Genomic DNA, 26222 nt, shown 5'->3' with positions numbered 1-26222 from the left:
GAAATGCAGACGATGCCGATGGCGAATGCCCGTCCTGATGGTCTGGTTGAGAGCACTTTGCCCTTGCAGTATGCCTTTATGGCGCCGCGCCTTCAGGGAGACCTCTTCCCTGACGGTCGTCTTGAAGTGTCCCTTTGGGGTTGTGGAAGGATGGCCAACGTCTTCCTCGAGCCTTGGACTGGACCATTCGTCTACGCGCCCAACCGCATAACAACAAAGGGTCAAAGCCTCCACGTTGCTCAATCTGCGCCGGTGCTCGTCATCACCGGCGCTGCGATCAAGGCGATACGCCCTGCGCGGCGCTGCGCCTGGTGGGGTACGCTTACCCAGCCGCAGAAAGTTACCCGAAAAGGCGCCCGTCGCGTTGCGACAACGCCCTGGGGCGTGACCATCGTCGAAGATCGCGGCGCGGGTGTCGTTGTGATTGCTGCAGGCGCAAGCGTTGCCGAGGCCGAGCGCGGCATGGCACTTCCGGCAGAGGCGATCATTGCCGAGGCGAATGCCTATATAGAGCGCTGCGATCTTTTGCCGGCAGCGCCTGCGTTGATGCGCAGCATGGCAATCCAGAGCGCCCATGCGTGCCTGTCGAGCATTCGACGCGGCCAAGACGGCTCCTTCCTTGGGCTCGCTGCCGGGCAGGCATATAGTGCCCCGACACGCACCTATTATCGCGACGGTTACTGGACTTTGCAGGCGCTGTTGTTTCTCGATCCAGAGGCAGTGCGCGACCAGATCGACCTTCTCGCAACGGGCATCCAGCCGGATGGCGAGGCACCGAGCGGCGTCATCCTGACTGGACCGGAACAGGGACTAGAATGGGAAAAGTTCCGCACCACCACCCCGGAATACAAGATGGAGCACCTGCGTCCAACGGACTGGTGGAGCGATCATTTCGACAGCCCGCTGTTCTTCATCCTGACCATCGGTGACTACATCCGCACTACCGGTGACGATGCAGCGCTGGTCAAGCACTGGAAGACGGTCGAGGCGATTTTCCGCCGCTATCTCGGTTTCGACAAGGCAAGGAACGGACTGCCGCAGAAGCCGCGCCATGACCGTGACTGGGCCGACAATGTCTATCGTCACGGCTATGTGGCCTATGACCTTGGTCTTTGGGTGGGAGCGCTGGATGTCATCGCAAAATACGGTGTAGCCGTTGATGGCAAGCTTGCCGACGAAGCCAGGCAGACGGCGGTCAAGGCAAGGGCCTCGCTCGATAACGTCTTGCTGACGCCAGCTGGCTGGTACGCGGATTACGGCACCAAGCAAGATTTCCTCGAGGATCACCTGACGCTCGACAGCCTGACGCTGTTGCGTTTCGATGCCGTTTCCGAAGATCGGGCCAAAACAGTCCTCGCTCATGTTTCCGCTTTGCTCGAGACCCGTAACAATCCCAAGCAGCCCTACGGCGATTGGGGCGTCATGTGCACCTGGCCACCATTCAAACGCTCGGCTGATACCCGCGCCAAGTCCGCGTTTGCCTATCGCTATCACAATGGCTCGGACTGGCCCTATCTGTCGGGCCTCTACGCCGAGCAGCGGCTCAAGTACGGGCTCGATGGATGGGACTATCCCATGCTGCGCTGGTGGCGGACGAGCCTCGAGAATGGCTGGATAGGTTCCGTCGAATATTTCGCGCCGCCATTTGGACGTGGCTCGCTGCTTCAGGGCTGGACCGGTATGTCAGCTGCGGCCATCTTGGAATACAAGCCGCAGATCGAGGCGGCCATAGCCGCGGGCAAGTTGGAATAAAGCGGAAAGGCCGGCGTACGGCCGGCCTTTCCAGCCTGGATTGAATTTTCAAAGCGCTCGTCTAGGCCGCCATCCGCAGGCCCGCCGCGGCTCGGTCGAAAAACCAGCTGACCTTGTCGTGCTCCTGCAAGGCGGACGCCGGGCAATCGGCCTGAAAGCCGCCGCTGGTCGCGCGACGGACCGCATCGGCTTTCGCTACGCCCGTCGCCGTCAAGACGATCTGCTTTGCCGAAAGAATGGTGCCGATACCCATTGTAATGGCTGAGGAGGGCACGGGCCGATCGGAGAAGAAACGGGCATTCGCCCGAAGCGTATCCTCATGCAGCTCGACCAGCCGCGTACGGCTGTCCTTGGCCGATCCCGGTTCATTGAAGCCGATATGACCATTTCGTCCGATGCCGAGCAATTGCAGGTCGATGCCGCCGGCCTTCGCGATCATGCGTTCATAGCGCTCGCCTGCTTCATCCGGCTTGTCCACGGACGCCTCGGGCAGGAATGTCCGGTTCTTGTCGATGTCGACGTGATCGAAAAACAGCGCATTCATCGTGCTGCGATATGAACGCGGATGACTCGTCGGAATCCCCACGTACTCATCCAGATTAAAACTCGTGACACCGGCAAAGCTGACATCACCGCGTTTGAACGCAGCCACCAGGTTGGCGTAAACAGGCTCCATGGTCGCGCCCGTTGCCAGCCCGAGAACAGCGGCGGGTTTACGTCCGATGATTTCCACAATCAGATCGCCGACAGCCTGGCCCACCGCGGCCTCTGTGGAGTATGTCAGGCGTTGGGAGGAGGACACGAGCATGATGAGGTCAGACATTACTTTTTACGCGGCGCAATGATGCTGCCATCGGCGCGGCGCTTGGCAAAGGAGAGACCGCTTTCGCCGTGGAACAGATGGAAGCAGGCCGGCTCGACGCCGAACTCGATGACGTCTTTCGCGGCGACAGGCACGTGATCGGGCAAGTGCGCGACGGTTGCCGTGTCATTGCCCTCGATCTGTCCGTAGACATAGGTCTCGGTGCCGACGCTTTCGGCATAGCTGACGCGGAAGCGCACCATCTGGTGGGCATCGGAGGCCTGTGGCAGAAGATGGAAGTGGTTGGGTCGGATGCCGAGCGCGACTTTGTCGCCGACCACCGCACTCGCGCCTGAGACCGGAGCCTGGATGAGCCCGAGGCCGTCGACGAAGACAGTGACCTTTTCGGCTTCGACAGCACGGATGCTCCCATTGTAGAAGTTCATTTGCGGCGAGCCAATGAAGCCGGCAACGAACCTGTTGGCCGGGAACTCGAACAATTCGAGCGGGGCGCCGAACTGTTCGAGGTTGCCGCCGTTTAGGACGGCAATCCGGTCCGCCATGGTCATGGCTTCGATCTGGTCATGCGTGACATAGACCATTGTCGCGCCAAGCCGCTTGTGCAACCGGCTGATCTCACCGCGGGTCTGGACGCGAAGTGCGGCATCGAGATTGGAGAGTGGTTCGTCGAAGAGAAAGATCTTCGGGTCTCGAACGATGGCACGGCCGATCGCGACGCGCTGGCGCTGACCGCCAGACAGTTGCTTGGGATGACGCTCGAGCAATGGCTCGATCGCCAGCATGCGAGCGGCCTCTGAAACCTTGCTGTCGATCTGCTGCTTGCTGAGTGAGAGGTTCTCAAGACCGAAGGAGAGGTTCTTGCGGACGGTCATATGTGGGTATAGCGCATAGGACTGGAAGACCATCGCAATGCCTCTGTCGCCAGGCTGGAGGCCGGTGACATCCTCGTTGCCGATTAGGATCTGTCCGTTAGTCGTTGGCTCCAGGCCGGCAATGATACGAAGCAAGGTTGATTTGCCGCAGCCTGACGGGCCGACCAGAACCACGAATTCACCGTTTTTGACGGCAAGGTCGATTCCATGAAGAATGGGGTGGGTGCCGTACTGCTTCACCACGTTCTGAAGCGTCAAACCTGCCATTGCTCGTTCCCTTATAAGTCGAACTGCTGCCTGTTGGTTTTCAGCAGCACCCACGGCCACTCTGCGCATCTCTCCATAGTTCGTCAAGGTGCCGAACATAACTTTAATGCTCCATGCCTCGATTGGGACCCCGGCGCAGGACGACTCCTGCGCGCCGCCAAAAGAAGGCTTGACAGGATCGGCGGCCCGTATTTAATTCGTCTTGGTAACGAACAAATTCGGTCCGCATTGGATACTCCGAGGCAATCAACCTCGAACCTTCAGTGGAACACGACATCCGGAAAGCGCCGGAAAGGGGAACGCGATGAATATCTTCAAGTTGATGAGCAGTGCAGCCTTGGTCACGTCCATCACGATGTCGGCAGCATCGGCTGCTGAACTTAAACTGCTGTGGTATGTTGAGGACGATGCGCAAGAGGCCATTATCCGCAGCGTGCTGGACAAATATACGGCGGAGCATCCTGAAACCACATTCGATCTACAGATCACGCCCTATAGCGGCATGATTCAGAAGTTCCAGCAGTTCGCTGCCTCCGGCATCATGCCGGATGTTTCGCTGACCTCCTCGATGGAACCGGTCATTCGGCCTTTTCTGGCGGATCTAAATCAGGAAATCGGTCCCGATTGGATCAATGATTTCGTTAAAGGCTGGGCCGATGGCGCTCGTTTTGAAGGAAAGGTGATCGCGGCTCCGCTTAACGTCAGCTCGACCGGCATTTTCTACAACGTCGATGCCTTCAAGAAGGCAGGCGTCGAAATTCCCGCGCAGGACAGGAGCTGGACCTGGGAAGAATTCATTCCCAAGGTCAAGGAAGTCGCTGAAAAGTCCGGCACGCGCTATCCACTGGTGTGGGATGTCTCAGCCAGCCGCTGGATCGTCCATCAATTCCAGTACGGCAACCACATGTTCTCCGAACAAGCGCCCGTCAAGGTCGTGATGGATGAAGCCAAGTGGCAGAAGTCGCTGGATGATTTCATTGCGATAACCAAGGATGCCATGCCGCCCGGTCTCTGGAGCGGCGCGAGCTCCGACAATCCCAAGGAGATTTTCTTAGGGGGTCAGGCCGTCGCCTACATGTCGGGCAGTTGGCAGATTCCGGCGCTTGCCGCCAACGCAAACTTCGATTGGCAAGCTGGCCCGACCCCTTATGGAACCGTCCGCTCCTCAATTTATGGCGGCGACTATCTCGTTGCCTTTAACACAAGCCCGAACCTGAAAGAGTCCGTCGAGTTCATCAAGTGGATGACGAGCCCGAAAACGCAGGCCGAATATGCCAAGCTGTTGGGCGTCATCCCTACCAATCTGAAAGCGGATGCCGTCGACTATGGAAATGCGAAGGCCTCCCAGGCGGTCAAGATCATGCAAGGCGAGCTCGACGCCAGTCCGGCCTTCGCCGCGACCGATCAGGCCTGGCCGGAGATGCAGGCGGTCTGGGGCCCGATCAAGTCGGCGGTAACCCAAGCTGTCGCCGGTCAGATCACCTCTGCGCAAGCCGTGGCTGAGATCAAGAAAGCCGCGGACGCTGCGGTCGAAGCGGCGCAGTGACCGAGCTCGTCGCCCCAATCACACGGACGATGACGGCCGCAAGGCCGCCGTCGTCCCGGCGGCTTGGCGACATTAGACGCAAGGTCTGGCCCTATTTCCTGATGTTGCCGACGATGGGGCTGATCGTCGCATTCACGCTCTATCCGCTTGTTCAGGGGCTCTATATGTCCCTGTTCAAGCGAGGCGTGGTGGTCCTGCCTCAGGCGCGGCAGACCTTGCCGCAATATGTCGGCCTGGACAACTTCGTCAGCCTGATCGACAACGCCGATTTTCGTATCTCGTTGCTGAAAACGGTCATCTTTGTTGTGGTGGCTGTGCCGCTCAACGTCGTGCTATCGCTGGCACTAGCCGTGTTGCTGCAGCCGCAGACCAAGCTCTTCGCGTTTGCCCGCACCGTGGTCTTCTTCCCGTCGATGATCAGTTTGCTGATCATCGGCATCACATGGCGCTGGCTGTTCGGCTTGAACAACGGTCTTGTGAACTATGTCCTGTCGCTGGCAAGCATCGCGCCCGTTCCGTGGCTCGAGCAGGACACCATGGCGCAGATCGCCGTCGTGGTCGCCTGGATCTGGTGGCAGGCGGGCGTCAACATGATGATCTTCCTTTCGGGCCTGACGGCCATCTCGCCGGACTACTACGAGGCAGCATCTATCGATGGCACCAGCAAATGGCGCCAGTTCACCCACATCACGTTGCCGCTTCTGCGGCCGACCATGGCTGTCGTCGTGGTGCTGTCATCGATCGAGGCCTTCAAGGTCTACGAACTTGTCGTCTCGCTGACCGGTGGTGGCCCCGGCAAGGCGACCGTCTACCTCATCCAGACGATTTACGACACCGCCTTCCAGCTCCCGATGCAGGCGGGCATCGCGGCCGCCCAGTCAGCGGTCCTCTTCGTTGTCCTGATGGTTCTTGCTATCGTTCAATTGCGTCTCGCAAGGAGCAAAGCATGACGAACGCCTCTTCGCCAACGCGCCTGGCGCTTGTCGCTCTCGTTCTTGTGGTCTTTCTTCTGCCGCCTGTCTGGCTCTTCCTGTCGGCGCTTAAGCCGCAGGCCGAAATCTTCCAGTGGCCTCCGACCTTGTGGCCGGCGAATCCGACGCTGGAAAATTTCGTGAACACGATCTCGCGCGCCAAGTTCCTGCTTTTCTTCAAGAACTCGGCCATCGTTTCGGTCCTGTCGGCCTTTCTGTCCGTCACGATCAGCGTAATGGCCGGCTATGCGCTGGCGAAGTTCAGGTTCAAAGGCGACACGATCTTCTTCCTGTTGATCATGTCCTCGCTGATGGTACCTCTGCAGATCATCATGATCCCCGTCTTCCTGGTCTTGCGTGATCTCGGGCTCTTGGAAACACTGGCAGGCGTCATCATCGCGCCGGCCGCCACGCCGACCGGCGTGTTTCTGATGCGGCAGTACATCGTCAACATCCCAGACAGCCTGCTCGAAGCAGCGCGTTTGGACAAGACGCCGGAATGGCGTATTTTGTGGCGCATCGTCGTTCCGCTGTCGTTGCCGGCGATCGGAACCCTGCTGGCGTTCAACCTGGTCTGGCGCTGGAACGACTATCTCTGGCCGTTCCTCATCATCACCGATCAAGATCAGTGGACCGTCCAACTCGCGATCGCCAATTCGATCGGACGTTTCGGTATCGATTGGCCGAAGCTGCTCTCCATGTCCGTGCTGTCCGTGCTGCCGGTGCTCGTGGTCTTCACCGCGCTGCAACGCCTAATGATGGGGGGCATTATGGCCGGCGCAACCAAGGAATAAGGTCCTCCCGACCTCAGCAACAAAGCCCGCGGATGAGAGATCCTCCGCGGGCTTTGTGGCTCGTTCAGAATGGCCGCATGTTTATGTCGTGAGTGTCGGCAGGCGCATTTCGCTGGGCAGGTCCTGCGGCGAAAACAGGGCGTTGTGCAACTGGTTGAGTGCGATGGCGACCGCACCCATCAACGTGGCGCGCGAGCCGAGCGCGCTGGCCTCGACGGAAATCATACGCTTGGTGCAAGCAGGCAGCGCCTCTTGGATGAGACGCACCATCAAGGGGTGCCGCCCGACATTGCCACCCAGAATGATCTTCTGCGGGTCGAGCATGGCATCGACGGAGACTACCAGAAGGGCCGCCAGCCGTGCCGTTTCCTCGACGGTCGTAAGAGCCTGGACATCGCCATCCTCTGCCTGCTCAAGTACATCGCGAGCCGTCAGGTTGCTTTCATATGGGCGATGGCGTTCGACAATGCCGCGTGCGCTGATTGCGCATTCCAGTGCACCCCGTTCAAGGCTTTCCGGTTCATACGGATCCGCACCGAAGGGGAGGTAGGAGATTTCGCCGGCGGCGCCTTTTGCGCCCCTCATCAGCTTCCCGTTCACCAGCGTTCCAAGGCCGATCCCGGTGCCGAGCGAGATGAAGGCCAAGGAATCGAGCCCTATACTGCTACCCTTCCAGCTCTCGCCAATGACCGCTGCATTGATGTCGTTTTCGATAATGACATCGCAGCGCAGAATCTCCCTCAAGGTTTTTGCAACGTCCAGGCCGCCGAAATCTGCCATGTTGGGGGCAAGTGACAGCGTGCCCCTCTCCGGATCGACGACACCCGGCGTCGCTACTGCGGCGAGCAGTACCTTGTTGCGGGGAGCTTTCGCTTTCTTCAGGCTTGCTTCGACAAGCTTGTTCAAATGGAGAACAAGGGCTTTTCCGGTGTGGCCATCCACCGGGGCTTCGATCTCCTGCAGGATCCTTCCGGCAATATCGACCACGCCGACACGGACGGTCGTGGAGCCAAGATCGATGCCAATCACATACCCCGCATCCGGAGCCACCTCGTAGGTGACGGCACTTCGTCCGACCTTTCCGGAGACGACACCTTTGACGCGCACCCAACCGGATTCCTCGAGCGTGCGTATGACCTCGGACATGGTCTGCTTCGAAAGCCCGGTCTTCTTCGCAAGTTCGGCGCGTGAGGTTGGTCCCTCGTGCAAGAGGATTTCCATAGCAGCGCGAACTGAAATCTGGCGAAGCATGGGAGGGGCATTGGTCCAGACGTTCATTGTTCTCACTTTCATTCGGCACGTAATCTTGGGTCTGACTCAAATTTGACGCGTCAGACCCTAATCTTGGCACCCAAAATATCGCATGCAGGGTGACCGTGCAAATCGTTCGTTAGACTGACGAATAATACGGAAAGATAGCGGAGAAACAATGCGGTAGCTTTGGCCGGTTCGCATTCACGTCGGATACCGGAAGAGCGCCGGCATCCCTACCTGTCGCTCGATCCGACATAGAAAGCGAAGCTGGGGGGCAAGCCACGCATTCGTCCAACGGGTAGTCGCAGCGCCCGAGGCTCTAACGATGCCGAGCTATAGTCTAAAGGCTCGCCATTTATGTGCGCCCTCTGTGATCGAAAGAGGGCATTCAACCGATACCAATGAACCACCGGGGATCAGCGCGAGACGATCGTGTGTACGCCCGGTGGCAGCCGGATGCGGCCCTTCGTTGCGACGACCGATGGACGACCTTCGGTGACAATCCGCCAGATCTCGACTGCTCCGAGCGGAGAACTTTCGTTTCTGTATCGGTTGACACCGACGAAAACATTCCGCCCGCTGCGATCGAAGGCGAGACCCTGTGGAAGCACGGACGAGATCGGCCACTCACCGTGAAGCGTCAATCGGCCAGTTTCGGCATTCAATTCGTAGAGGCTGAGGGAGGCCCGCTCCGTCCAGTCACGCGAACCGTCCGGCTTTCCAGTTCCTCGGAGATTGGACGTGACCAAGAAGCGGCCGTCGGGGCTGAAGGCCATCGTCTCCGATCCCCAGCCGCCAAGAGCAATGTGGGGAACCCTGTGCCGCGCAGCGTCACCGGAAGAGCCGACATCCGCGAGCCTGATGGATGTCAGAATCCCCTCCTGTACCCCGTAAAAGCCATCTGTATCAATTCCCCACTGAAGGTCAGCGGTGATGTAATAGCGCCCGTCCGGTGAAAAACGGCCGACGAACGGGAATTTGTTTGTCTGGACACGATTGCCCCACGGATGGATGTTTGCGACGTGACCAGACTGATCGCGAATTACCTCATAGAAGGCGACCTGATTGCGGTCCACCAAATTCACCGCGACATAGCGGCCGCTTGGATGCCACTGCACCCAGGTCGACTTCAGCGGGATGAAGCCGGTTGGTGGCTCCAGGCCAAGGTCGAAGCTCGCAACCTTGCCGAAACGACCGCCATCGACCGAAACAAAGGCAAGCTCGCGATTGTTTTCGACCGTAACCGCGGCGATAAGATCCCCCAATGGGCTCACGTCGATCGCCTGCGGCCGGCTCCCGATTTCCACGCTGTCGACAACTGAGCGCTCACTGTTGAGATTTAGGGAGCGGATCGTATTGCCTGGTGGCAGTTCATCGAGACGGGTCGCTCCTGTGGGCCGCTGGAGGTATGTCTCCGAAACAAAAGCGAAGCCGCCGTCCGGCGAGAGATCGAGAGCTCCTGGCGGCCCATAGGTCGAGTTCGAGATTTCCATCCCTGTTACCGAAGGCACCGGGCTCAATGGCGACGTGATAACAGACAGCGTGTCCTTGCTGTTCATGTCTGGAGGACCGAGTTCGCCGGTTTCGTAGACAGTCGGGACCATATCTGTATCTGACAACACGTAAACAGCCTCGGCTTCGCTGCTGGAAGCCTCGGAATGCGACAGCAATATCGTTAAAGCCAAGAGGCCTGAGCATATTCGCATGATTGTGGCTCCTGATGATACGACTGGCTTTGTCTTCCAGTTTTCGGCTCAATCGTCCAATCGATATTGGGAATCTGTATATTCCTCGCAGCTATATATCGCTGTAGGATGGCGTCATGAACTTGGCTGCAATCGACTTGAATCTGCTTGTCGCTTTTGACGCCCTGCTGGGCGAGGGGAGCGTCAGTGCCGCGGCGCACCGCATCGGCCTGAGCCAGCCGGCAATGAGCAAACGGTTGGCTCACTTGCGGCAGCTTTTCGCTGATGATCTTTTTATCCGACATGCAGATGGAGTGCGCCCAACAGAAAAGGCGCTGGACCTTGCCGATCCCATCCGCTCGGCGCTGCGCCAGATTGAAGAAGCGTTGGGCGGCTTCGGGCAATTCTCGCCAACACGGTCTGGTCGGGTTTTCAGGATTGCGACGACAGATCACCTTGCAGCGACTTTGATGCCGAGTTTGATGGCGTCTCTGCGATCAATCGCGCCGAGGATTGCGATCATCATTCGAAATCTTCATCGGCAGGACGTCGTTGATAGCCTTGAGAAGGGATCTGTTGATCTTGCCATTACAATCTTGCCCGACGCGCCGACGAGCATCAAACGCGCTCCTCTTTTTCATGTGAAGTGGCTTTCGATTGTTTCAGTGAACCATCCCGAAGTCCGTGATGAACTGACCCTGGAGTTGTTCTTGAAATATCCGCACTTGCTGGTCACCCACGTGGGTGACTTGAAAGGTTACATCGATCGGATGCTGGACGACCGTGGCCTCAAGCGGACGGTCGCGATGAGCTTGCCCTACGCTCTGGCGGTGCCAGCCATCATTTCTCGTACGGACATGATTTGCACCCTGTCATCCGGTGTGCTCGATTTGGCGGACTGGCCGGATGTAAGGTCCTTTCCTGTGCCTCTCGAATATAGCGGTTACACGGAAACCATGCTTTGGCATCGGCGAAATGATAGTGACCCCGGTCAAGCTTGGCTCCGGCGCTTAGTCGCTGGCGTAAGCGCGACTTTGAATCCCTCCTAATGGCGCCTTAGGATTGTCACGGTGGCTTCCAGTTTGTGAATCGGCATCGGGGTCTCGGTGCCGATCGGCAGGTTAGATAATTGTTTTTGCTGAGGTGACGGGGTTATTGCACAATGCCTATTCACAGTCGGCCACCAGCTGTGTCTGCGCGTTTTGGAGGGCCGCCAGGGCCGCGTCTCAGGTTTGCGAAGGCGGTACCCGAACAGTCTTTCCAGGGTGAATGTAACAATCACGTTCGATCCGTTCCCGGCTGCGGGCCGGTATAGCGGAGTATCCAGAGCCCCTGGTTCTTGTCACTTATATAAATGAAGCCGCGCCGATCCACGACCACGTCCTCGGTCTGAACAACCAGCTTATCTTCCGGCATGGGGCCGTAGCGTCGGTTTGGCTCCGGCGGAATGAAGTAGCCGACCTCGCGAGGAAGCCGAGTATTTGAGACGTCGTAGACCCTCAGCCCCGCATTGAAATGTGCGATGTAAAAGAGATCGCCCTGTTTCTGCACGTCGGGGTGATGCTGGTGATGATTGATGTTGTGCGGCCCGCGCCAGCCGCCACGAGTCGTGAAGTCGGTATAGGAAGCTCCTTCGGGCGGTATGGGCTCGGGCAGAAGCGACAGCAGGAATGGTTCATTCGGATCGGAGATATCGATGATCGACGCGTGGTGCATCGGGCCGCGTCCGTAGGTGACGTTCTCCGAGTTGGCGAAAGCGATACCACGTTCTTGGATCGGCAGCACGCCGTGCACGCCGAAGCGCGAGTGGAAGGGCGGGCTGAAGCTCAGACCGCCGATCCGCCTCGGCTGCGAGACGTTTCTGATGTCAAGCACGACAATGCCCGCCGCGCCATAAGGCAAATAGGCATGATCTCCCACGACATAGGGAGGGCCGTGCAGCGACACGTCTTCGCCCGCACTCGCACAGAAAGCGCCGCACATGCATTGCGCTCGAAGCTGCAACCGATAGTGGTCAGTCGCCTCACCGGATTCAGCGACGGAGTCCGTCGATCCGATTGCCTCGCCTCCCGCCTCGTGCTGGCCTGGAACCCACCAGCGTCCGGCTTCGCGGGGATTCGCGCGATCCGAAATATCGAGGATGACGTAGATGTTGCCCTTGTACCCAGGCATGCCAGCAGCAAGGTGGACATAACGCCCGCCGGGATAGAGATTGCGATGCGTGCCACTACCGCCGGTCTGGTAGTGACCGAGTTGTTTCGGATTGATGGGATCAGCGATATCCCAGATCAGAACGCCTTCATCGAAAGGCGCGGCGGGGTCACCCCCGAAATTTGCAAAGGGTCTCTCAAGAGCGGTCACCATTGTGTCGCCGGACAAGTCCATCTGCAGAGTCCAAGTATTCGTATTGGGATAAGGCATGAACTTGACGACCTCGGGCTTAGCCGGATCGGTCACATCGACGATGCTCCAGCCCGAGTGCCAGAAGTGACCGGTGTAAAGATACCAGCGTCCGCCAACATGCCTGATCGCCATCTTGAAGGCTGGACGATGTTCCAAATCGGTATAGCCCACCGCTTCGACATTGTGGGCAAATGCGCCAACGGGCGCTGGCGAGGCAGCAGGAATGGGCTGGTCAAGCGCCTCGCAGGCAAGACTTGACTGAGACGCCGCGGCAATCGTTGCAACTAGGGGCGCCTTCAGCATCTGGCGGCGTGAAATCTCGGAATCTCTCAAAAGCATGTCTCCCGGTCTTGCAACTTTGCTGATTTTGCATGCTCGATATTTTTCGTCCAATATCGTTTGAGCAATCAGTAATTCGATTTGGGAATTAAAGGATGGACTACAAGCTGATGCAGTCCTTCGTGGCTGTTGCGGAAGAGCTGCATTTCGGGCGTGCTGCGGCGCGCCTGCATATCTCGCAGCCGCCTCTGACAAAGCAGATCCAGCAACTGGAACAGTTCATGGGTGTGCGCCTGCTGGAGCGCACCAAACGTAAGGTCGAGCTGACTCCGGCGGGGCGCGTGTTCCTTGATGAAGCGAGGGCCGTGCTTCATCAGACAGAGCAAGCGGTGGAGCTTGCACGCAAAGCCGATCGCGGCGAAACCGGCCATCTGGCCGTCGGGTTCATCGACGCGGCTATCTACAGCGTGGTGCCTTCTGTCGTTCGGCGCTTCACCGAGCGCTATCCTGAGGTCGAGTTGAGCCTGACCGATCTGCGCATTCCCAATCAGGTCAGGGCCGTGGTCGAACGCCAGCTCGATATAGGTTTTATTCATCCTCCCGTCGTTCACAAGGCATTGAAGGTCGAAAGCATACTGGTCGAACCGCTGATCGTGGCCCTGCCGGAAACGCATCGGCTGGCCTCCGAAGCAGAGGTCCCGCTAGCCGACCTGGCCTCCGAAGCGCTGATTCAATTCCCACGCAGCATCAATCCGTCCCTCTATGACGAGATCATCGGGCTGTGCCGTTCATCCGGCTTCAGCCCGAGGATCGTGCGCGAAGCAACGCCCAAGCAGACGATCATCGGACTTGTATCGGTCGGGCTGGGCGTCTCGCTGCTACCCGCCTGCCTGCAAAACCTGCGCCGGAGCGGCGTCGTCTATCGCCCTATTCAGGGCCGAAGCTTGTCTATCGACACGTCGATCATCTACCGGCGTGAACAGCCCTCGTCGGTGCTGAAGGCTTTCCTCGAAATCGTGCGCGAGACGTTGTGAGGGAAACAAGGCCGCAATGATGCGTTATCAGGGGAAGTCATAGAGGGAGAGCGCAATGAGTGTCGCCGGACATGCCAACTACCTTCAGAATCTCAGTTCTCGCGCCAGCGAACACAGCACCTTTGCCTTTTCGGATGGACAATTCGATGTGGCGCGTCGGGGCTATACTGATCTTGTAGAGGGCTCGATCCTTTCGACCAGCCACCTTGTTATGGGCACCTTGGAAGGCGGTGCCGCTCGCCACCGCTACGTGACCGATTGCGGATACCGCTACGATGGCATCGATGCGCCCGGCTCCGTCTCCATCTTGCCGGCAAATTCCCAGCGTCGCCTCAGGCTTGAAGCCGTGTCATGGCGCTGGGCAGGTATCGCGATCTCGCCCGGCCGGTTCCGAGACTTGACTGACGGCGCCAAAATTCGCGCGTTCAGCACTAGGGATGACCGGTTTTTGGCCGCTTTGCTGAGCGAACTCGCTTGGCACCAAAACCAGGATGGTCATCTTGATCCCGCATACCTCGATGGGATGTTGATGGCGCTCGCCCAGCATCTGAAGATCCGCTACGGACCGGGAAACCGGCCGGCTGCGCAGCGCCCCCTGAAGCTGCCACCATGGATGCTCCGCCGCATCGCCGACTACATTGAGGCTCAGTTGCCTGGAGAAATCCGCGTCGCGACATTAGCGAGGTTGATTGACCTATCGGACGGTCACTTTCATCGCGCCTTCCGCGCATCAACCGGACGAACTCCTCTTCAATTCATAAACGAGTTGCGGGTGCAGAGGGCTGTTCAAATGCTCGCGCGACACCCGACCAATATTGCAGAACTCGCGTTTTCGGTCGGATTCTCAAGTCCAACGCACTTCGCGCGGGTATTTCGCAGAGTAGTGGGATGCCTTCCGTCAGAATATCGATCTCACTGAAATGTGTTTGAACGGTCTGGCGACATTTTCCAAAAAATATCAGTTTTCCGCGCTCCCGATCAGGATCGTGAGCGACCTTCCGCTGCGAAAACTCTAATCCTCGAGTCTGGTAAACAAGGCACGGAGACTGAGATGCGACGAGTTCACAGGCGGACAATCTTGCAGGCTGCGGGCGCGGCGATCGGCGCGATGGCAGTCGGGTCCATTGGTGGCGGCCACGCATTTGCCCAGGCGACAGCCGATCGGTCCATCATCCGGCGGGCGATCCCGAAGACCCGGGAGGAGATTCCGGTCGTCGGCCTCGGCACATTCGAGACGTTCGACGTGCTCCCGGGCGAACCCCGTGCGCACATCCGTGAGATTATGCGCCGCTTTCATGAGGCTGGCGGACGGGTGGTCGATACGTCTCCGCTGTATGGCATGTCGGAGGTGAGCGTCGGCGACTTCGCGACCGAACTTGGTATCGCCGACGATCTCTTCATCACCAACAAGACGTGGACGACCGGAGAATGGCTTTCCGATGAAAGCCATTCGGAAGCACAGTTCCGCCGTTCGATGGAGCGGCTGTGGCGCAGCAGGATGGACGTCCAGCAGGTTCACAGTCTGGAAAATGTCGATCAAGTCCTGCATACGCTTCGGCGATGGAAGAGCGAGGGGCGCGTCCGATATATCGGCGTTACGCAGTGGAGCCCCGAATATTACGATACCATGGAGCGGCTGATCCGCAGTGGTGATCTCGACTTCGTTCAGGTCAACTACACGATTTTCTCGCGCCAGGCGGAGGCGCGCATCCTGCCGGCTTGCGCGGACAATGGCGTTGCCGTCCAAGTCAACATCCCATTCGAGAAGGCGCGGCTCTTCACCTGCGTCGAGGGCAGGCCGCTTCCCGAATTCGCCGCAGAGTTCGGCGCAAAGAGCTGGGCGCAGTTCTTCCTGAAGTTCATCATCGCCCACCCGGCCGTCACAAATGTGATACCTGCGACGAGCAATCCCGACCACCTGACCGACAACGTGGGCGCTCTCTACGGCAATCTCCCGGATGAAGCCATGCGGGCGAGGATGGTCCGGCAGATGGAAAGTATCAAGGGCTTCGCCAATACGCTGCGCCAGCCGCCCTATCCGGGCAAGAACTATGGTGGGGTTGTCACATGGCCGTTCAGGAGGAGCTGAGCGTGGGAATTGGGTGCGGAAAGAAGGCCTTGCTTTTCATCGGACTCACTGTCGGTTTTGCCTCTGCGGCGGGCGCCGAAGTCGGAGGGCGTCTCGCGATCGGAGATTTCGTGATCGATGCTAGCGAGGTCACCATCGGGCAGTTTCGTGAATTCGCGGAAGCGACCGGTCTTAAGACCGCCGCCGAGAAATCGGGCGGCGGCTTCGAGTGGGGTTCTGGCTGGGAGCGTCGCGCCGGTTGGACCGTCTATCGCCCGTTCGGCGTTGAACCCGCGTCCCTTGACGAGCCGGCCGTACATGTGAGCTGGGACGAGGCGTCCGCATTTTGCCGCTGGCGCAACGGGCGACTGCCAACCGCACAGGAGTGGCGTCGTGCCGCCTACACCGAAACGCGGGCATCATCGGCCGGCTTCGAAGCTGGGCGTGTCTACCGCTTTCCTTCCGGCGAGACAGCCGACGGGATGAACACGCGAGATGGCGATCCCTGGCCTCGCCATGCGAGCGTCGGATCGACGCCCCCGGGCGTCAACGGTCTCTACGATATGGGAGGCAATGTCTGGGAGTGGATTGCGGATCGGCGCGGCGGAGAGGCGCTCACGGCGGGCGGCTCGTGGTGGTATGGCAGTGAACAGACGACAGCTGACGCCATGCAGTGGAAGCGGTTCGACTTTTACGCAGTCTATGTCGGATTTCGTTGTGCGTATCCGTCGCCCTCGTGATTCTGGCTGTTTCAAACCAGTCATGGCGGGGTCTCGCGCTCGGCCATCGCTGCCTTGAGTGCACGGTGAGGGCGACGACCGGCTACGGCATTCTCAGGCTCGGCCACCAATGAAATCCAACACCATGCCGAAATTCGTCCTGAGACGGCTCGATTGCGATCAGCACGTTGAGAGCTGCTAGGGAACGAACAGCGACAGATCATCGCTTCGGCATTGCCGGATCGGGATATTGGGGCGGTCGATATACTGGCCCCGACGCGGCGGGTGTTGGCGGAACTGGCGGCCACGACATAAGTGCGGGCGCGCTTCGTCAGATCCAGCAGATGTGCTGGCGGGGAGGGGGTTCGCTCTGAGCAGGAACGATGTGGGGACTGTGTCCGATTAACCGTGCATCGTCGGCCATGATCAGGCCGCCCGGATATCGGTTTGAGAAAAGTCGTCGCCCTTGAACAGCAGCGGTTCGCCAGATGCCTTGGCCAAAGCATAGGCAAAGCAGTCGCCGAAATTGAGACCGGCTTTGTGGCGGCCTTTGCCGAAATCGAGAAAAGCCTGTCGTGCCAGTTCTCCATGCTCGACGGTGACGGGCTCGACGATAATGCCGGCACGCCGGAAGAAAGCTTCAGCTTGGCGCATACCGTCAGGCCCGAGCTGGCTTTCCACCACCATGGACAACTCAACATAATTCGCGACACTCATCCTGGTCGTTTCGGCGTCGTGGATAAATTTTACAAAGCTTGCCGCTTCGGGCTCGCGGTAAAGGATTGCGACCAGTGCTGAGGTATCGACAATCATTTCGGAATGCCGTGTTCGTCATAGAGAAGATCAGCGTGATCGACATAGGGGTGTTTCACGTGCGCGGCGGCGCGGTCAGCAATCGCCAGAAGTTCCTCGACGCTCGCTCGGCCCTTTCGGCGTTCGATTGTCGCAAGGCGCTCGCGCAATGCCTCAGTCACGACGCGAGTCATGCTTTCTCCCGTGGCGTGGGAGATTGCCTGTGCCAAGCGATGGGCTTCCGGATCCTTGATGCTGAGGCTCATCAGCGCCAACCTTCATCTAGAAAAACAGCATTATTTCTAGCTTTCTATACAAAAACCGCGCCGATTTCAAGCCTGCAAAATAACGTCCGGTGGGTCGATGCTGAAAACAGTCCAGTCTCCTTCGCGCCGTAGCGGACAAGTCATCTTCAGACAGCAATTCTCTGAGCGAACACCGAGCAACCGGGCATCAACGTCTCTAGCCCATCGACGAGCATGTCCGACGCTTCTGCAAGAGCATCGTCTGGCATCGTCTCAAGGCTTTCCAATACAAACCACATTCGTCCAGCCGCAGCATCCAGTCGAGTGCGGGTGCCCTGCCGCCAGTTCCATCGCCGACATGTTGCGCCTGCGTCGTCTCGCCAGATGACCTCTCCAGGGAGGGGATTTTCGATCACCGCTTCGCCGTTCATGACCGTTTCGAATGTCTCGCTTCCGTCGGCCACAGTCAAAAGCGGACGTCCGAGATAGGCATCGTAATTCTCGCCGCCAACGGGAATGGCATATTTGAGACTGACAGCGTTGTAGAGATCGACGATGGGATTGATAGAAGGGATTGATCCGTCTTTTAACACCCGCCTTCTCAGCGCCTGCGCCGAACATGGCGTCCGTTTAGGCTTTGATCCAAATCGGACATAGGCGTCGGCCCAACTCGCCAAATGGGCCTCAGCCCAGGTCGGGCCGCCCTGCAATACATAATTGCAGGCATCTGTCAGAAGTTTTGGTGAGAGGCTCCCTTGCCCAGCGTTTGTCGCGTCGACATGAATGCTCATCGCCCTAAATCCAGGCGCGATTTCCTTGATCCGTTCGTCGATCACGGGTGACTCACCATCTATTGCTAACATCAGACTTCCACTCAAACCCAATTGCTCACCTTAGACCGGGATCATGTCCGAAACGATCTGGGCGGTATGGCTGGGGCTATCGCCGAGCCCTTGCTTTACCCCTTTTCGATCAGCCTCAGGCCGATTTTGGCTCATCTTCCGCTTCCCCTGCAGCGAAACGATCGGCATGCGAATGCCGACAATGCCGCGTAGCTGAGCCTTGATGTAGGCTTCGGGGGCATCCGTGACGGCCCACGGCAGCGGGCGTGACGCCTCGTGAATGCCCGTAAGGCGCGACACGACCTCAAGCAGTCGATCGGCCTCCGTGAAGAACTCCACCGGCCCACTCGCATGGATTGCTGTGTAGTTCCACGTCGGGACGACCTTCCCGTGCTCGGCTTTTGAGGCATACCAAGAGGGGGTCACATAGGCGTCGGGTCCCATGAAGACTGCAAGTCCATGTCCAATGACATTGGCCTGCCACTGCGGGTTCGGTCGAGCGAGATGCGCATAGAGGACGCCCTTTTCTGCCTCAGTCTCATCGAGGAACATCGGTAAGGGTGTGGCCATCGGGCCATCGGGTGTAGCCGTTACGAAATCGGCGAGGCGACATTGCCGCATCATTGCATAGAGTTCGGCCGCGTCTTCCACGGCAAAGGCTGGCGGGGTGTACATAAGCATCTCCTTGACGTGAGCGCATTATTCACATCAGGTGGCCCAAAATACACCGCCAGTTAGGGAATGTTTTGTTGGTCCAGTCTCGAAAAGGCTCAAGAAAAACCGGCGCGACCCGCCGCATCTACCTTTCCTTGCGTGACCAAGTCATGTCTGGCGTTTACGCGCCGGGCGACAGATTGCCTTCGAGCCGCGCGCTTGCGGACCAACTCGGTGTCTCCAGGACCACCGTAACGGCTGCCTACGACCAGTTGATCTCTGAGGGATACATTCAGGTGCGGCAGGGTACGCGGCCGACGGTCACCTCTAGTGGGCGACCTGCCGATACTAGAGAAGCACCGCAGGGGCGGGAAACCGCGCCTCAGGTGTCTGAGTATGCCTCGCGCGTAATGGCGTTGCCGAAGAACATCAGCGCCGAACAGGAAGCCTTGCAATACGACTTTCGGTACGGAGACATCGCTTCATCTGACTTTCCCAAGCTTGCCTGGCGGCGTGCCTTGAACTCCGCCGTTCTGGCTCACAAAGAACGGCTTGGCTATGAGCACCCAGCCGGGAATCTGGCACTTCGCCATGCCTTGCAAGGTTATCTCTGGCGAGCCCGTGGCATTGAATGCGATGTCTCGCAGATGATCATCGTCAGCGGTTCCCAGCAGGCGTTGGACCTGTGTGCGCGGGTACTTGTCGATCCTGGAGGCTTAGTTGTCCTCGAGGAGCCTTGCTACGCGATGGCCCGGAACGTGATGCTTGCTACAGGGGCAAAGTCCATTCCAGTATATTGCGACAGGGACGGAATGGATACCACTCAGCTTCCCGATCCGAAGGATGTCGCCCTGGCATTTGTGACGCCCAGTCATCAGTTTCCGTTGGGTGGCGTCCTACCCTCTCATCGTCGCCAGGCCCTTATTGAATGGGCGAACGCCGGGAACACTTACATCATCGAGGACGATTACGACGGCGAGTATCGCTATGACGTACGTCCGATCCCCCCGCTGTCGATTACCGGTCAGGGTCGGGTCATCTATGTCGGCACCGTATCCAAGACCCTGTCGCCGACACTTCGACTTGGTTACATGGTGCTGCCTGGCAAGCTTGTCGACCCCTTCGTACGTTGCAAGCAGATCACGGATCGCCACAGCTCGAGCTTCGAGCAAGAGGCGCTCGCCGCAATGATCGAATCGGGAGCATATGAGAGCCATGTTCGGAAGATGAGGCGACTGAACGCGGAAAGACGTGCCGTTTTCTTAAAAGCAATGGCGGACGCGTTTGGCGGCGAGGTTGATATCGTAGGAACGTCGGCGGGTCTTCATGTCGTCGTGTGGTTCAACCGCATGGCGGCAAGCGATGAAGAGAGTTTCGCCGCCCGTGCCAGGAAGGATGGTGTCGGCATCTATCCAATCTCGCGCTTGTTCGAGGCTCCAACTGATCAACGCGCGGGCTTCATATTCGGATACGCGTCAATCGCTGTTGCGCTGATTGCAAAGGGGATAGATAACCTAGAACGAGTCTACCGATCCAAGTTATGGTCGGCATGACCGGTTTGAGCCCGAGCGGACATGGTGCTGCGGCTGTACAGCCGTTTTCTGGCAAAGGCTGCCGGTCAAAGTCACTTGAGGTTCTGAAGAGGTCGTACCAACGATACGCCAATAGGGGATGGTTCCGTGGATCGATTTTCGTCACTGCAGTTGTTCGTCCGGGTCGTAGATCATGGCAGCTTCACCCATGTCGGTCGTGAACTTGGTATCGGACCGCCTGCCGCGAACAAACAAATCGCGGGGCTTGAGGCTCATGTCGGGACGCAATTTCTCAGCAGAACCTCTCGCGGGCTGCCACCTACTAACGCCGGGCAAGAACTCTTGGCGAACTAGGGGAAGCCGAAGTTCGCATCGGTCAAAAGAGCGGCACCGAAACGGCGAGACTCTACGATATCAGCGTGCCGACCGTTTCACGCATCGCGGCCGAGCATCGCCAGAACCTGGAGATTTTTCTATGCCAACCAGCCCTGACCTCAAGGGGCTCATGAAATTCCTCGCCCGGGACGAATGGAGTGAATGCTTCGACGAGGTGTTTTACGACCATTTCAGGCCGGTCCTCGATGCCAGCGGCATAGACTTCGAGGACATTGCCGAAATCCTCGGTGAAGTTTGGTCCATGACACTCTGGGGTTGCGCCTTCGAGGATTTCCTCACTCAGGATTTTGAAGTCGAGGGCGGTAACATCGTCGATGAATATCTCAAACGCCGCGGCTGGAAGCAAAATGCCCAGGCAAAAGCCTATATGACGGCGCTGCGAACCTCCGTCATGAGCTTGTACGAGGTCAGTGAGGTCGTTCCGGGCAAGTCTCTCATGGCGCGTGACCTCATTCGGGGTGGCGAGCCGCTCGCCGTCAGCGAGGGAACGGCCACGAAAACGCCGAAGCAGTGGGACAGGATTGCTGCCCGCATTGTCTCCGTCATGGGAAAAGATGTCTTTGCCGGCGGACTTTTGCCGTTCACGCCGCAAGCTACCGACGCACTGCTCGATGGCCTGCGGCAGGTGTTCGGCAAAAAAAACGCAAAGAAACTGCCGGCCATCAAGGATGAAGACCTGCTGGCCGCAGCCCCCATGTTCACCCACTCATGGCTGATCGACACGCTTGAGCGGACAATGGACATGCCGCGGCTCCAGAATGCCGACGGGGACGATCTCGTCTTCCACGATGTGAGATTTCCGCTAGCATCCGGCACAACCCAGAAGGACATTGCTCCTCGCGTGAACAGCATTCCCGGCATGTCGCAGGAGAGCGCAAAGTTCTGGAACTGGTTAGAGGACCCACCGCAAAGCAAGAACAAGAAGAACGCCGGGCTTTCTCTCGACACCACCATGGACAGCGGCTTGCGCGTGCTGGGAAATGTTGAGCTCAAGAGTCGCTTCCGCATCTGGCGACCAACTCAACTGAGCGTGCGGAAAAAGGAACGGCCCTGATCCAGAAGATCCTCGGCGATCTCGTGCTCACTCCGCTCACGGAAATCCGCACCGCTGAGCAGATGATGGCCGAACGTTCTTCTCCCGATCAGACAGAAGCGAGATCCGACATTCCGCCCGAAATCGCAGAGCAGATCGTCCATCAGTTCATGGACCGCCAGTATCGTGAAACCCTCGACCAGCCGGTCGGCATGCTCGGCAACAAGACGCCGCGCCAGGCCGCAAAATCAGCATCCGGTCGCCAGCAGGTTGCCGATTGGCTGAAATATCTCGAAAATCAATCCGCAAAACGGCCAAACTCCGCAGACCCCATGGCCACATACAGTTTCGAGTGGATGTGGCACGAACTCGACGTCATCGATCTGCGCCAGTAACCCTGCCGTCGGTCTGTGTCCTAATACTGCACCGAGACTATCGGCCGCGCCACTGCAGGTAATCCGGATGTTTTCCTGTTCGACGAACCGCTGTCGAATCTCGACACTGAATTGCGCGTCCATATGCGCTCGGAGATCGCACGGCGCCGCCGCAGGACATTTCAGTGACGGTAGAGTGAGGCTCGTCGGTCGACAGTGTTGGGGCACGTTGTGATACAAGCCGCAAGCTTCGATGCCGGCGAGGAAGAAAATTATTTCAAGGCGCCATTTACTGAATTCTAATAAACGCAATGGAGTTTAGGCGCATGGCTCGGTGAGGTCCCCAATTTTATCAGCCCGATGGACGTCGAAATCGAAGGCAACGGACGATATCGACACTCTGATACAGTCGAGGATCTCACCGGCCATGCTCCTAAGTAGCAAGTGGTTGAGCGACCATTATGATGTCCGTGAGAGTTTTAGAGCTTTTCACGGTCGCAACGACAGCGAGCGCGTTTTCGTGGCGCGCGAAACAAGTTCGCGTGTTCTCCCGGACGATGCCTGGTGATGACGCGCTGGGAAAAGAAGCCCCGCAAGGGTACGGGGCTCAAGAAATGATGAGCAGCGCCCTAGAGCGGGCGACGTCGGAAATTACGCCTCATAGGTCGCATCTTCAAGATGCACGAACTAAGGCTTCAAGCTGCGTCTACGGCCAAGCTTTGTCGTTCGAAGCCTCTCTTTTCCACCGGAAAACTGCTCTGCTCACCTGCAGGAAAACCGCGCGATGCCGCGCAACCGAGCCTTCCCTACATTTTGGCTTTGCCGAACCATCGCGACGTGGCCTGTGCAACTTCCTCATGATTGGCAGCAGCCTCACCACCTTTCTCGCGTGTTTGATCTCAGGAGGCCTCGTGGCTTCATGCAGAGGACCGTGGCGGGGCGCCAGCTTTTGAGAGGTCGTTCGAGATTTGAGAAGCTGCCTGAATAGCCGCGCTGTTCGATATTGTGAAACAGATGCCGTCCGCGGCGATTGCCATCTTTCCAGCACGCGGCCGAGAGACACCCGAAAATATAAGGGTGGAACGACGGCAAGGACAAGAATTACAATGTACCATGGACGCTGGTGACGGCCGGGAACGTCGACCCGCTTCTGTCCACGCGCAAGCAATTCCATCCAGGGGTGGGTTTCCACCCCTCATTCCGACAGGTCGGGAAGAGAACCATGACTGATCCAATACAGGTTGATCTGAACTTTTCGCTGAGTGGTAAGGTCGCCCCTGGTTACCGGCGGCGCGTCCGGCATCGGCAGCAAAGACGCTTGCTGCCGAATGGGGCAAACATGGCATTACCGTCAACACCATTTCTCCGACTGTCGTCCTGACAGATCTTGGCAGGAAGGCATGGGATGGTCCGCGCGGTGAGGCGCTGAAGCAGCGCATCCCAACCGGCCGTTTCGCCTTCCCGGAAGAAATAGCCGCAGCCGCGGTCTTTCTGGCCTCGAACGGGGCCGATATGATCAACGGCGCGGACCTTTTGATCGACGACGGCTACACGATTGTCTGACGAACGGAGAACAGGAGTTACAATGCAGCGGTTCATCAATAATCCTGACGAAGTCGTCGAGGATACGGTTAAGGGCTTCGTCAAGGCGCATGCCGATATCGTCAGGCTCGCAAGTAGCAATCCGCGCGTTATCGTCTCCCGCCATGCGCCGGTCAGCGGCAAGGTCGGCGTCATCACCGGCGGCGGATCGGGCCACGAGCCAGCGTTTATCGGTTATGCCGGCCGCAACATGCTGGATGCCGTCGCGGTGGGTGAATTGTTTTCGTCGCCGACCGCCAAGAGTTTCCTTGACGCGGCGCGGGAAGTGAATGGCGGCAGTGGCGTCGTCTGCCTCTACGGTAACTATGCCGGCGACAACATGAACGTCAAAATGGCAATCAAGCTTGCGGCGAAGGAAGGCATCACCATCACGACCGTCGTCGCCAATGATGACGTGTGTTCGGCCGGGCCAGACGAGCGGGAGAAACGCCGCGGCGTCGCCGGGGAGATCTTCATGTGGAAGTGCGGTAGCGCCAAGGCGGCAGAGGGTGGAAGCCTCGAAGAGGTTCAAGCAGTCGCGCAACGGGCGATCGACAACTGCCGCTCGATCGGCGTCGGCCTCAGTCCCTGCACCCTGCCGGCTGTCGGACATCCCAATTTCTCGATCGAGCCCGGGACTATGGAGGTCGGCATCGGCCATCACGGTGAGCCGGGCGTGCGGGTCGAACCTCTGAAACAGGCAAGCGAAGTTGCACGCGACATGGCGAATGCCGTTCTCGACGACCACAATCTCGCTGCCGGAACCGAAGTCGCGGTGATTGTCTCAGGTCTCGGAGCCACGCCTCTCAACGAACTCTATATTCTCCATGACACGATCGAGTCCGAAATCACCGGACGCGGACTGAAGATCCAGAAGACCTATATCGGCAACTATTTCACCTCGCTGGAAATGGTTGGCGCGACGCTGACCGTCATGGCGCTGGATGAAGAATTGAAGCGGCTGCTGGACGTCGACGTTCAGTGCCCGGCCATGCTTTGAACGGAAAGGCAGACGAAATGCAGCAATTCCAGAACGCCACATCCGGAGACATCGTCCTTTCCGTAGCTGACCGGATCATCGAGAACCGCGCCTATCTCAGCGAGATCGATGGCAAGATCGGCGATGGCGACCATGGCGTCAACATGGCCAAGGGTTTCGGCATGGCGGCCGAGAGGATCAAGGGCAACGGAATGTCATTGGCCGGCGCCCTCGATACGCTGGGCACGGTCCTCATGACCGAGATCGGCGGCTCGATGGGTCCGCTCTACGGCGTTATGTTTATCCAGTTCGCCGAAATTATCGAAAAGGCCTCAATGATCGATGCGGCAATGTTCAGCAAAATGCTGCACAGCGGGCTTGACGGCATACAGGCCATCGGTTCCGCGAAGGTCGGCGACAAGACGCTTCTCGATACGCTGGTGCCTGCGATCACGGCATTCGATACGGCAAACGGCGACGGCAAGTCGTTTGCGGAATCGCTGAATGCCCTGGTTGCCGCCGCCGAGGCGGGCCGCGACAGCACCCGTGATCTGGTGGCAAAGGTCGGCCGCGCGAGCCGGCTTGGCGAGCGCTCGCTCGGTGTCCTTGATGCCGGTGCGACGTCCTGCGCGCTGATCCTCAAATCGCTGGCGCTCGGCATCGAGGACAGGCTGCAGCCATCCGCATGAAAATCTTGGGCTTTGGCGAGAGCCGGTCGCCGGCCCGCTCGACGATCGCACGATCGGCATGGGGCATGACATCCTGACGATGATGATCGGCACGCATGGCGGTCGCGGGCGGTTTCGACAAAGTGCCGGCAACCCCCAATGTCCGGACCCCGGCGCCGCAGTCAGCATGGACTAACGGGCCTTGTACTTCGCGTCGAGATCATCCATGGCTTTGACATTGCCGGCAGAACGACCGTTGTCATCGAAGGTATGGGCGAGAAACGCATCAGCGATCGACTTTGCAAGCTCTGTTCCGATGACGCGGGCTCCCATCGTGATGATCTGCGCATTATTGGAAAGCGCGGCGCGCTCGGCAGAGTAGGTGTCGTGCGTCAGGGCGGCGCGGATGCCCGGAACCTTGTTGGCCGAAATGCAGACGCCGATGCCGGTGCCGCAAACGAGGATCGCTTTGTGGTAGGTGCCGTCGATGACGCCCGAGGCGACGCGGTCCGAAAGGTTGGCGTAGAAAGGATCGGCACCGGCGCTCGTGCGCGAGACTTCGTGCACTTCAAAGCGGTCTTTTAGATGGTCGGCCAGAACTTTGGCGAGGTCTTCGCCGGCGCTGTCTCCTGCAATGGCAAGCTTCATTGTTCTTTCTC

At 58.6% G+C, this 26222-nt stretch carries 23 protein-coding genes and 3 pseudogenes; 16 read left to right on the top strand and 10 right to left on the bottom strand.

What is annotated here, in order from left to right; translation table 11 throughout:
* Nucleotides 1-3: 3 nt before the first annotated feature.
* A complete protein-coding gene (locus N2599_RS32295; protein ID WP_260308509.1) occupies nucleotides 4-1752 on the top strand; it encodes an amylo-alpha-1,6-glucosidase in 1749 nt (582 codons plus the stop codon).
* 61 nt (nucleotides 1753-1813) lie between these two features.
* On the opposite strand, the gene nagB is transcribed toward N2599_RS32295, so the two are convergent.
* Together nagB and N2599_RS32285 are read right to left on the bottom strand one after the other, a co-directional pair.
* On the bottom strand, nucleotides 1814-2575 hold the full coding sequence (gene nagB / locus N2599_RS32290; protein ID WP_209444069.1) for a glucosamine-6-phosphate deaminase: 762 nt from the start codon (nucleotides 2573-2575) through the stop codon (nucleotides 1814-1816).
* The gene (locus N2599_RS32285; RefSeq protein ID WP_027509033.1) at nucleotides 2575-3714 is read right to left on the bottom strand and encodes an ABC transporter ATP-binding protein; all 1140 of its coding nucleotides are present in this window, start codon (nucleotides 3712-3714) and stop codon (nucleotides 2575-2577) included. The genes nagB and N2599_RS32285 overlap by 1 nt, the downstream gene beginning before the upstream one ends.
* 304 nt (nucleotides 3715-4018) lie before the next feature.
* Between N2599_RS32285 and N2599_RS32280 the strand changes: the two genes are divergently transcribed.
* Genes N2599_RS32280 through N2599_RS32270 form a run of 3 tightly spaced genes read left to right on the top strand, consistent with a single transcriptional unit; the run spans nucleotide 4019 to nucleotide 7025 of the window.
* Nucleotides 4019-5260 carry an ABC transporter substrate-binding protein gene (locus N2599_RS32280; RefSeq protein WP_027509034.1) on the top strand — a complete coding sequence of 414 codons (1242 nt, stop codon included), beginning with the start codon at nucleotides 4019-4021 and terminating at the stop codon, nucleotides 5258-5260.
* Nucleotides 5257-6210 (top strand): carbohydrate ABC transporter permease, encoded by a 954-nt coding sequence (locus tag N2599_RS32275; RefSeq protein ID WP_245209218.1) that lies wholly within the window; start codon nucleotides 5257-5259, stop codon nucleotides 6208-6210. Before N2599_RS32280 ends, N2599_RS32275 begins: the two co-directional genes overlap by 4 nt.
* Entirely contained in the window at nucleotides 6207-7025 is an 819-nt protein-coding gene (locus N2599_RS32270) for a carbohydrate ABC transporter permease (RefSeq protein WP_027509036.1), read from the top strand. The genes N2599_RS32275 and N2599_RS32270 overlap by 4 nt, the downstream gene beginning before the upstream one ends.
* An 81-nt stretch (nucleotides 7026-7106) precedes the next feature.
* On the opposite strand, the gene N2599_RS32265 is transcribed toward N2599_RS32270, so the two are convergent.
* Complete coding sequence (locus N2599_RS32265; protein WP_027509037.1) at nucleotides 7107-8303, bottom strand: ROK family transcriptional regulator; 1197 nt, start codon at nucleotides 8301-8303, stop codon at nucleotides 7107-7109.
* Nucleotides 8304-8695: 392 nt separating this feature from the next.
* Nucleotides 8696-9883 (bottom strand): beta-propeller fold lactonase family protein, encoded by a 1188-nt coding sequence (locus N2599_RS32260; RefSeq protein ID WP_167333887.1) that lies wholly within the window; start codon nucleotides 9881-9883, stop codon nucleotides 8696-8698.
* Nucleotides 9884-10101: 218 nt separating this feature from the next.
* Here N2599_RS32260 and N2599_RS32255 point away from each other — a divergent pair, with 218 nt between their 5' ends.
* On the top strand, nucleotides 10102-11013 hold the full coding sequence (locus N2599_RS32255) for a LysR family transcriptional regulator (RefSeq protein WP_027509039.1): 912 nt from the start codon (nucleotides 10102-10104) through the stop codon (nucleotides 11011-11013).
* Between the two features lie 229 nt (nucleotides 11014-11242).
* Here the strand turns inward: N2599_RS32255 and N2599_RS32250 are convergent, their stop codons facing one another.
* Nucleotides 11243-12670, bottom strand: a complete 1428-nt coding sequence (locus tag N2599_RS32250) for an LVIVD repeat-containing protein (RefSeq protein ID WP_156915242.1) — start codon at nucleotides 12668-12670, stop codon at nucleotides 11243-11245.
* A 131-nt stretch (nucleotides 12671-12801) separates the two neighbouring features.
* Between N2599_RS32250 and N2599_RS32245 the strand changes: the two genes are divergently transcribed.
* From N2599_RS32245 to N2599_RS32230, 4 genes are all read left to right on the top strand, one after another.
* On the top strand, nucleotides 12802-13680 hold the full coding sequence (locus tag N2599_RS32245; RefSeq protein WP_027509041.1) for a LysR family transcriptional regulator: 879 nt from the start codon (nucleotides 12802-12804) through the stop codon (nucleotides 13678-13680).
* A gap of 55 nt (nucleotides 13681-13735) precedes the next feature.
* Nucleotides 13736-14599, top strand: a complete 864-nt coding sequence (locus N2599_RS32240; protein WP_051336485.1) for a helix-turn-helix transcriptional regulator — start codon at nucleotides 13736-13738, stop codon at nucleotides 14597-14599.
* Between the two features lie 132 nt (nucleotides 14600-14731).
* A complete protein-coding gene (locus N2599_RS32235; protein ID WP_027509042.1) occupies nucleotides 14732-15769 on the top strand; it encodes an aldo/keto reductase in 1038 nt (345 codons plus the stop codon).
* Nucleotides 15770-15798: 29 nt separating this feature from the next.
* Nucleotides 15799-16488 (top strand): formylglycine-generating enzyme family protein, encoded by a 690-nt coding sequence (locus tag N2599_RS32230; protein ID WP_027509043.1) that lies wholly within the window; start codon nucleotides 15799-15801, stop codon nucleotides 16486-16488.
* Between the two features lie 405 nt (nucleotides 16489-16893).
* Here N2599_RS32230 and N2599_RS32225 read toward each other — a convergent pair whose 3' ends face one another.
* The 4 genes from N2599_RS32225 to N2599_RS32210 all read right to left on the bottom strand — a co-directional run bounded on the left by N2599_RS32225 (nucleotide 16894) and on the right by N2599_RS32210 (nucleotide 19021).
* The gene (locus N2599_RS32225; protein ID WP_027509044.1) at nucleotides 16894-17280 is read right to left on the bottom strand and encodes a type II toxin-antitoxin system VapC family toxin; all 387 of its coding nucleotides are present in this window, start codon (nucleotides 17278-17280) and stop codon (nucleotides 16894-16896) included.
* Nucleotides 17277-17525, bottom strand: coding sequence for a type II toxin-antitoxin system VapB family antitoxin (locus tag N2599_RS32220; protein WP_027509045.1), 249 nt, complete (start codon nucleotides 17523-17525; stop codon nucleotides 17277-17279). The genes N2599_RS32225 and N2599_RS32220 overlap by 4 nt, the downstream gene beginning before the upstream one ends.
* A 146-nt stretch (nucleotides 17526-17671) precedes the next feature.
* Nucleotides 17672-18367: a B3/B4 domain-containing protein gene (locus N2599_RS32215; protein WP_027509046.1), complete on the bottom strand. Its 696-nt coding sequence runs from the start codon at nucleotides 18365-18367 to the stop codon at nucleotides 17672-17674.
* A 30-nt stretch (nucleotides 18368-18397) separates the two neighbouring features.
* Nucleotides 18398-19021, bottom strand: coding sequence for an FMN-binding negative transcriptional regulator (locus N2599_RS32210; RefSeq protein ID WP_027509047.1), 624 nt, complete (start codon nucleotides 19019-19021; stop codon nucleotides 18398-18400).
* Between the two features lie 74 nt (nucleotides 19022-19095).
* Between N2599_RS32210 and pdxR the strand changes: the two genes are divergently transcribed.
* From pdxR to dhaL, 7 genes and pseudogenes are all read left to right on the top strand, one after another.
* On the top strand, nucleotides 19096-20553 hold the full coding sequence (gene pdxR, locus N2599_RS32205; protein WP_027509048.1) for a MocR-like pyridoxine biosynthesis transcription factor PdxR: 1458 nt from the start codon (nucleotides 19096-19098) through the stop codon (nucleotides 20551-20553).
* Between the two features lie 126 nt (nucleotides 20554-20679).
* The gene (locus N2599_RS32200; protein WP_156915237.1) at nucleotides 20680-20886 is read left to right on the top strand and encodes a LysR family transcriptional regulator; all 207 of its coding nucleotides are present in this window, start codon (nucleotides 20680-20682) and stop codon (nucleotides 20884-20886) included.
* Nucleotides 20887-21007: 121 nt separating this feature from the next.
* Nucleotides 21008-22356, top strand: a pseudogene (locus N2599_RS32195) (DUF7986 domain-containing protein).
* 39 nt (nucleotides 22357-22395) lie between these two features.
* Nucleotides 22396-22509, top strand: a pseudogene (locus N2599_RS38010) (ABC transporter ATP-binding protein); the annotation flags it as partial.
* 1134 nt (nucleotides 22510-23643) lie between these two features.
* Nucleotides 23644-23898: pseudogene (locus N2599_RS32185) on the top strand (SDR family oxidoreductase); the annotation flags it as partial.
* 22 nt (nucleotides 23899-23920) lie between these two features.
* Nucleotides 23921-24916, top strand: coding sequence for a dihydroxyacetone kinase subunit DhaK (locus N2599_RS32180; RefSeq protein WP_027509050.1), 996 nt, complete (start codon nucleotides 23921-23923; stop codon nucleotides 24914-24916).
* A 17-nt stretch (nucleotides 24917-24933) separates the two neighbouring features.
* Nucleotides 24934-25584 carry a dihydroxyacetone kinase subunit DhaL gene (gene dhaL / locus N2599_RS32175; protein WP_027509051.1) on the top strand — a complete coding sequence of 217 codons (651 nt, stop codon included), beginning with the start codon at nucleotides 24934-24936 and terminating at the stop codon, nucleotides 25582-25584.
* A gap of 171 nt (nucleotides 25585-25755) precedes the next feature.
* On the opposite strand, the gene derI is transcribed toward dhaL, so the two are convergent.
* Nucleotides 25756-26211 (bottom strand): D-erythrulose-4-phosphate isomerase, encoded by a 456-nt coding sequence (derI, locus tag N2599_RS32170; RefSeq protein ID WP_027509052.1) that lies wholly within the window; start codon nucleotides 26209-26211, stop codon nucleotides 25756-25758.
* Nucleotides 26212-26222: the final 11 nt, after the last annotated feature.

It is taken from the genome of Rhizobium sullae, assembly GCF_025200715.1.
In the GTDB taxonomy this organism is placed as follows: domain Bacteria; phylum Pseudomonadota; class Alphaproteobacteria; order Rhizobiales; family Rhizobiaceae; genus Rhizobium; species Rhizobium sullae.
This window is presented reverse-complemented; position numbering and strand designations above follow the sequence as displayed.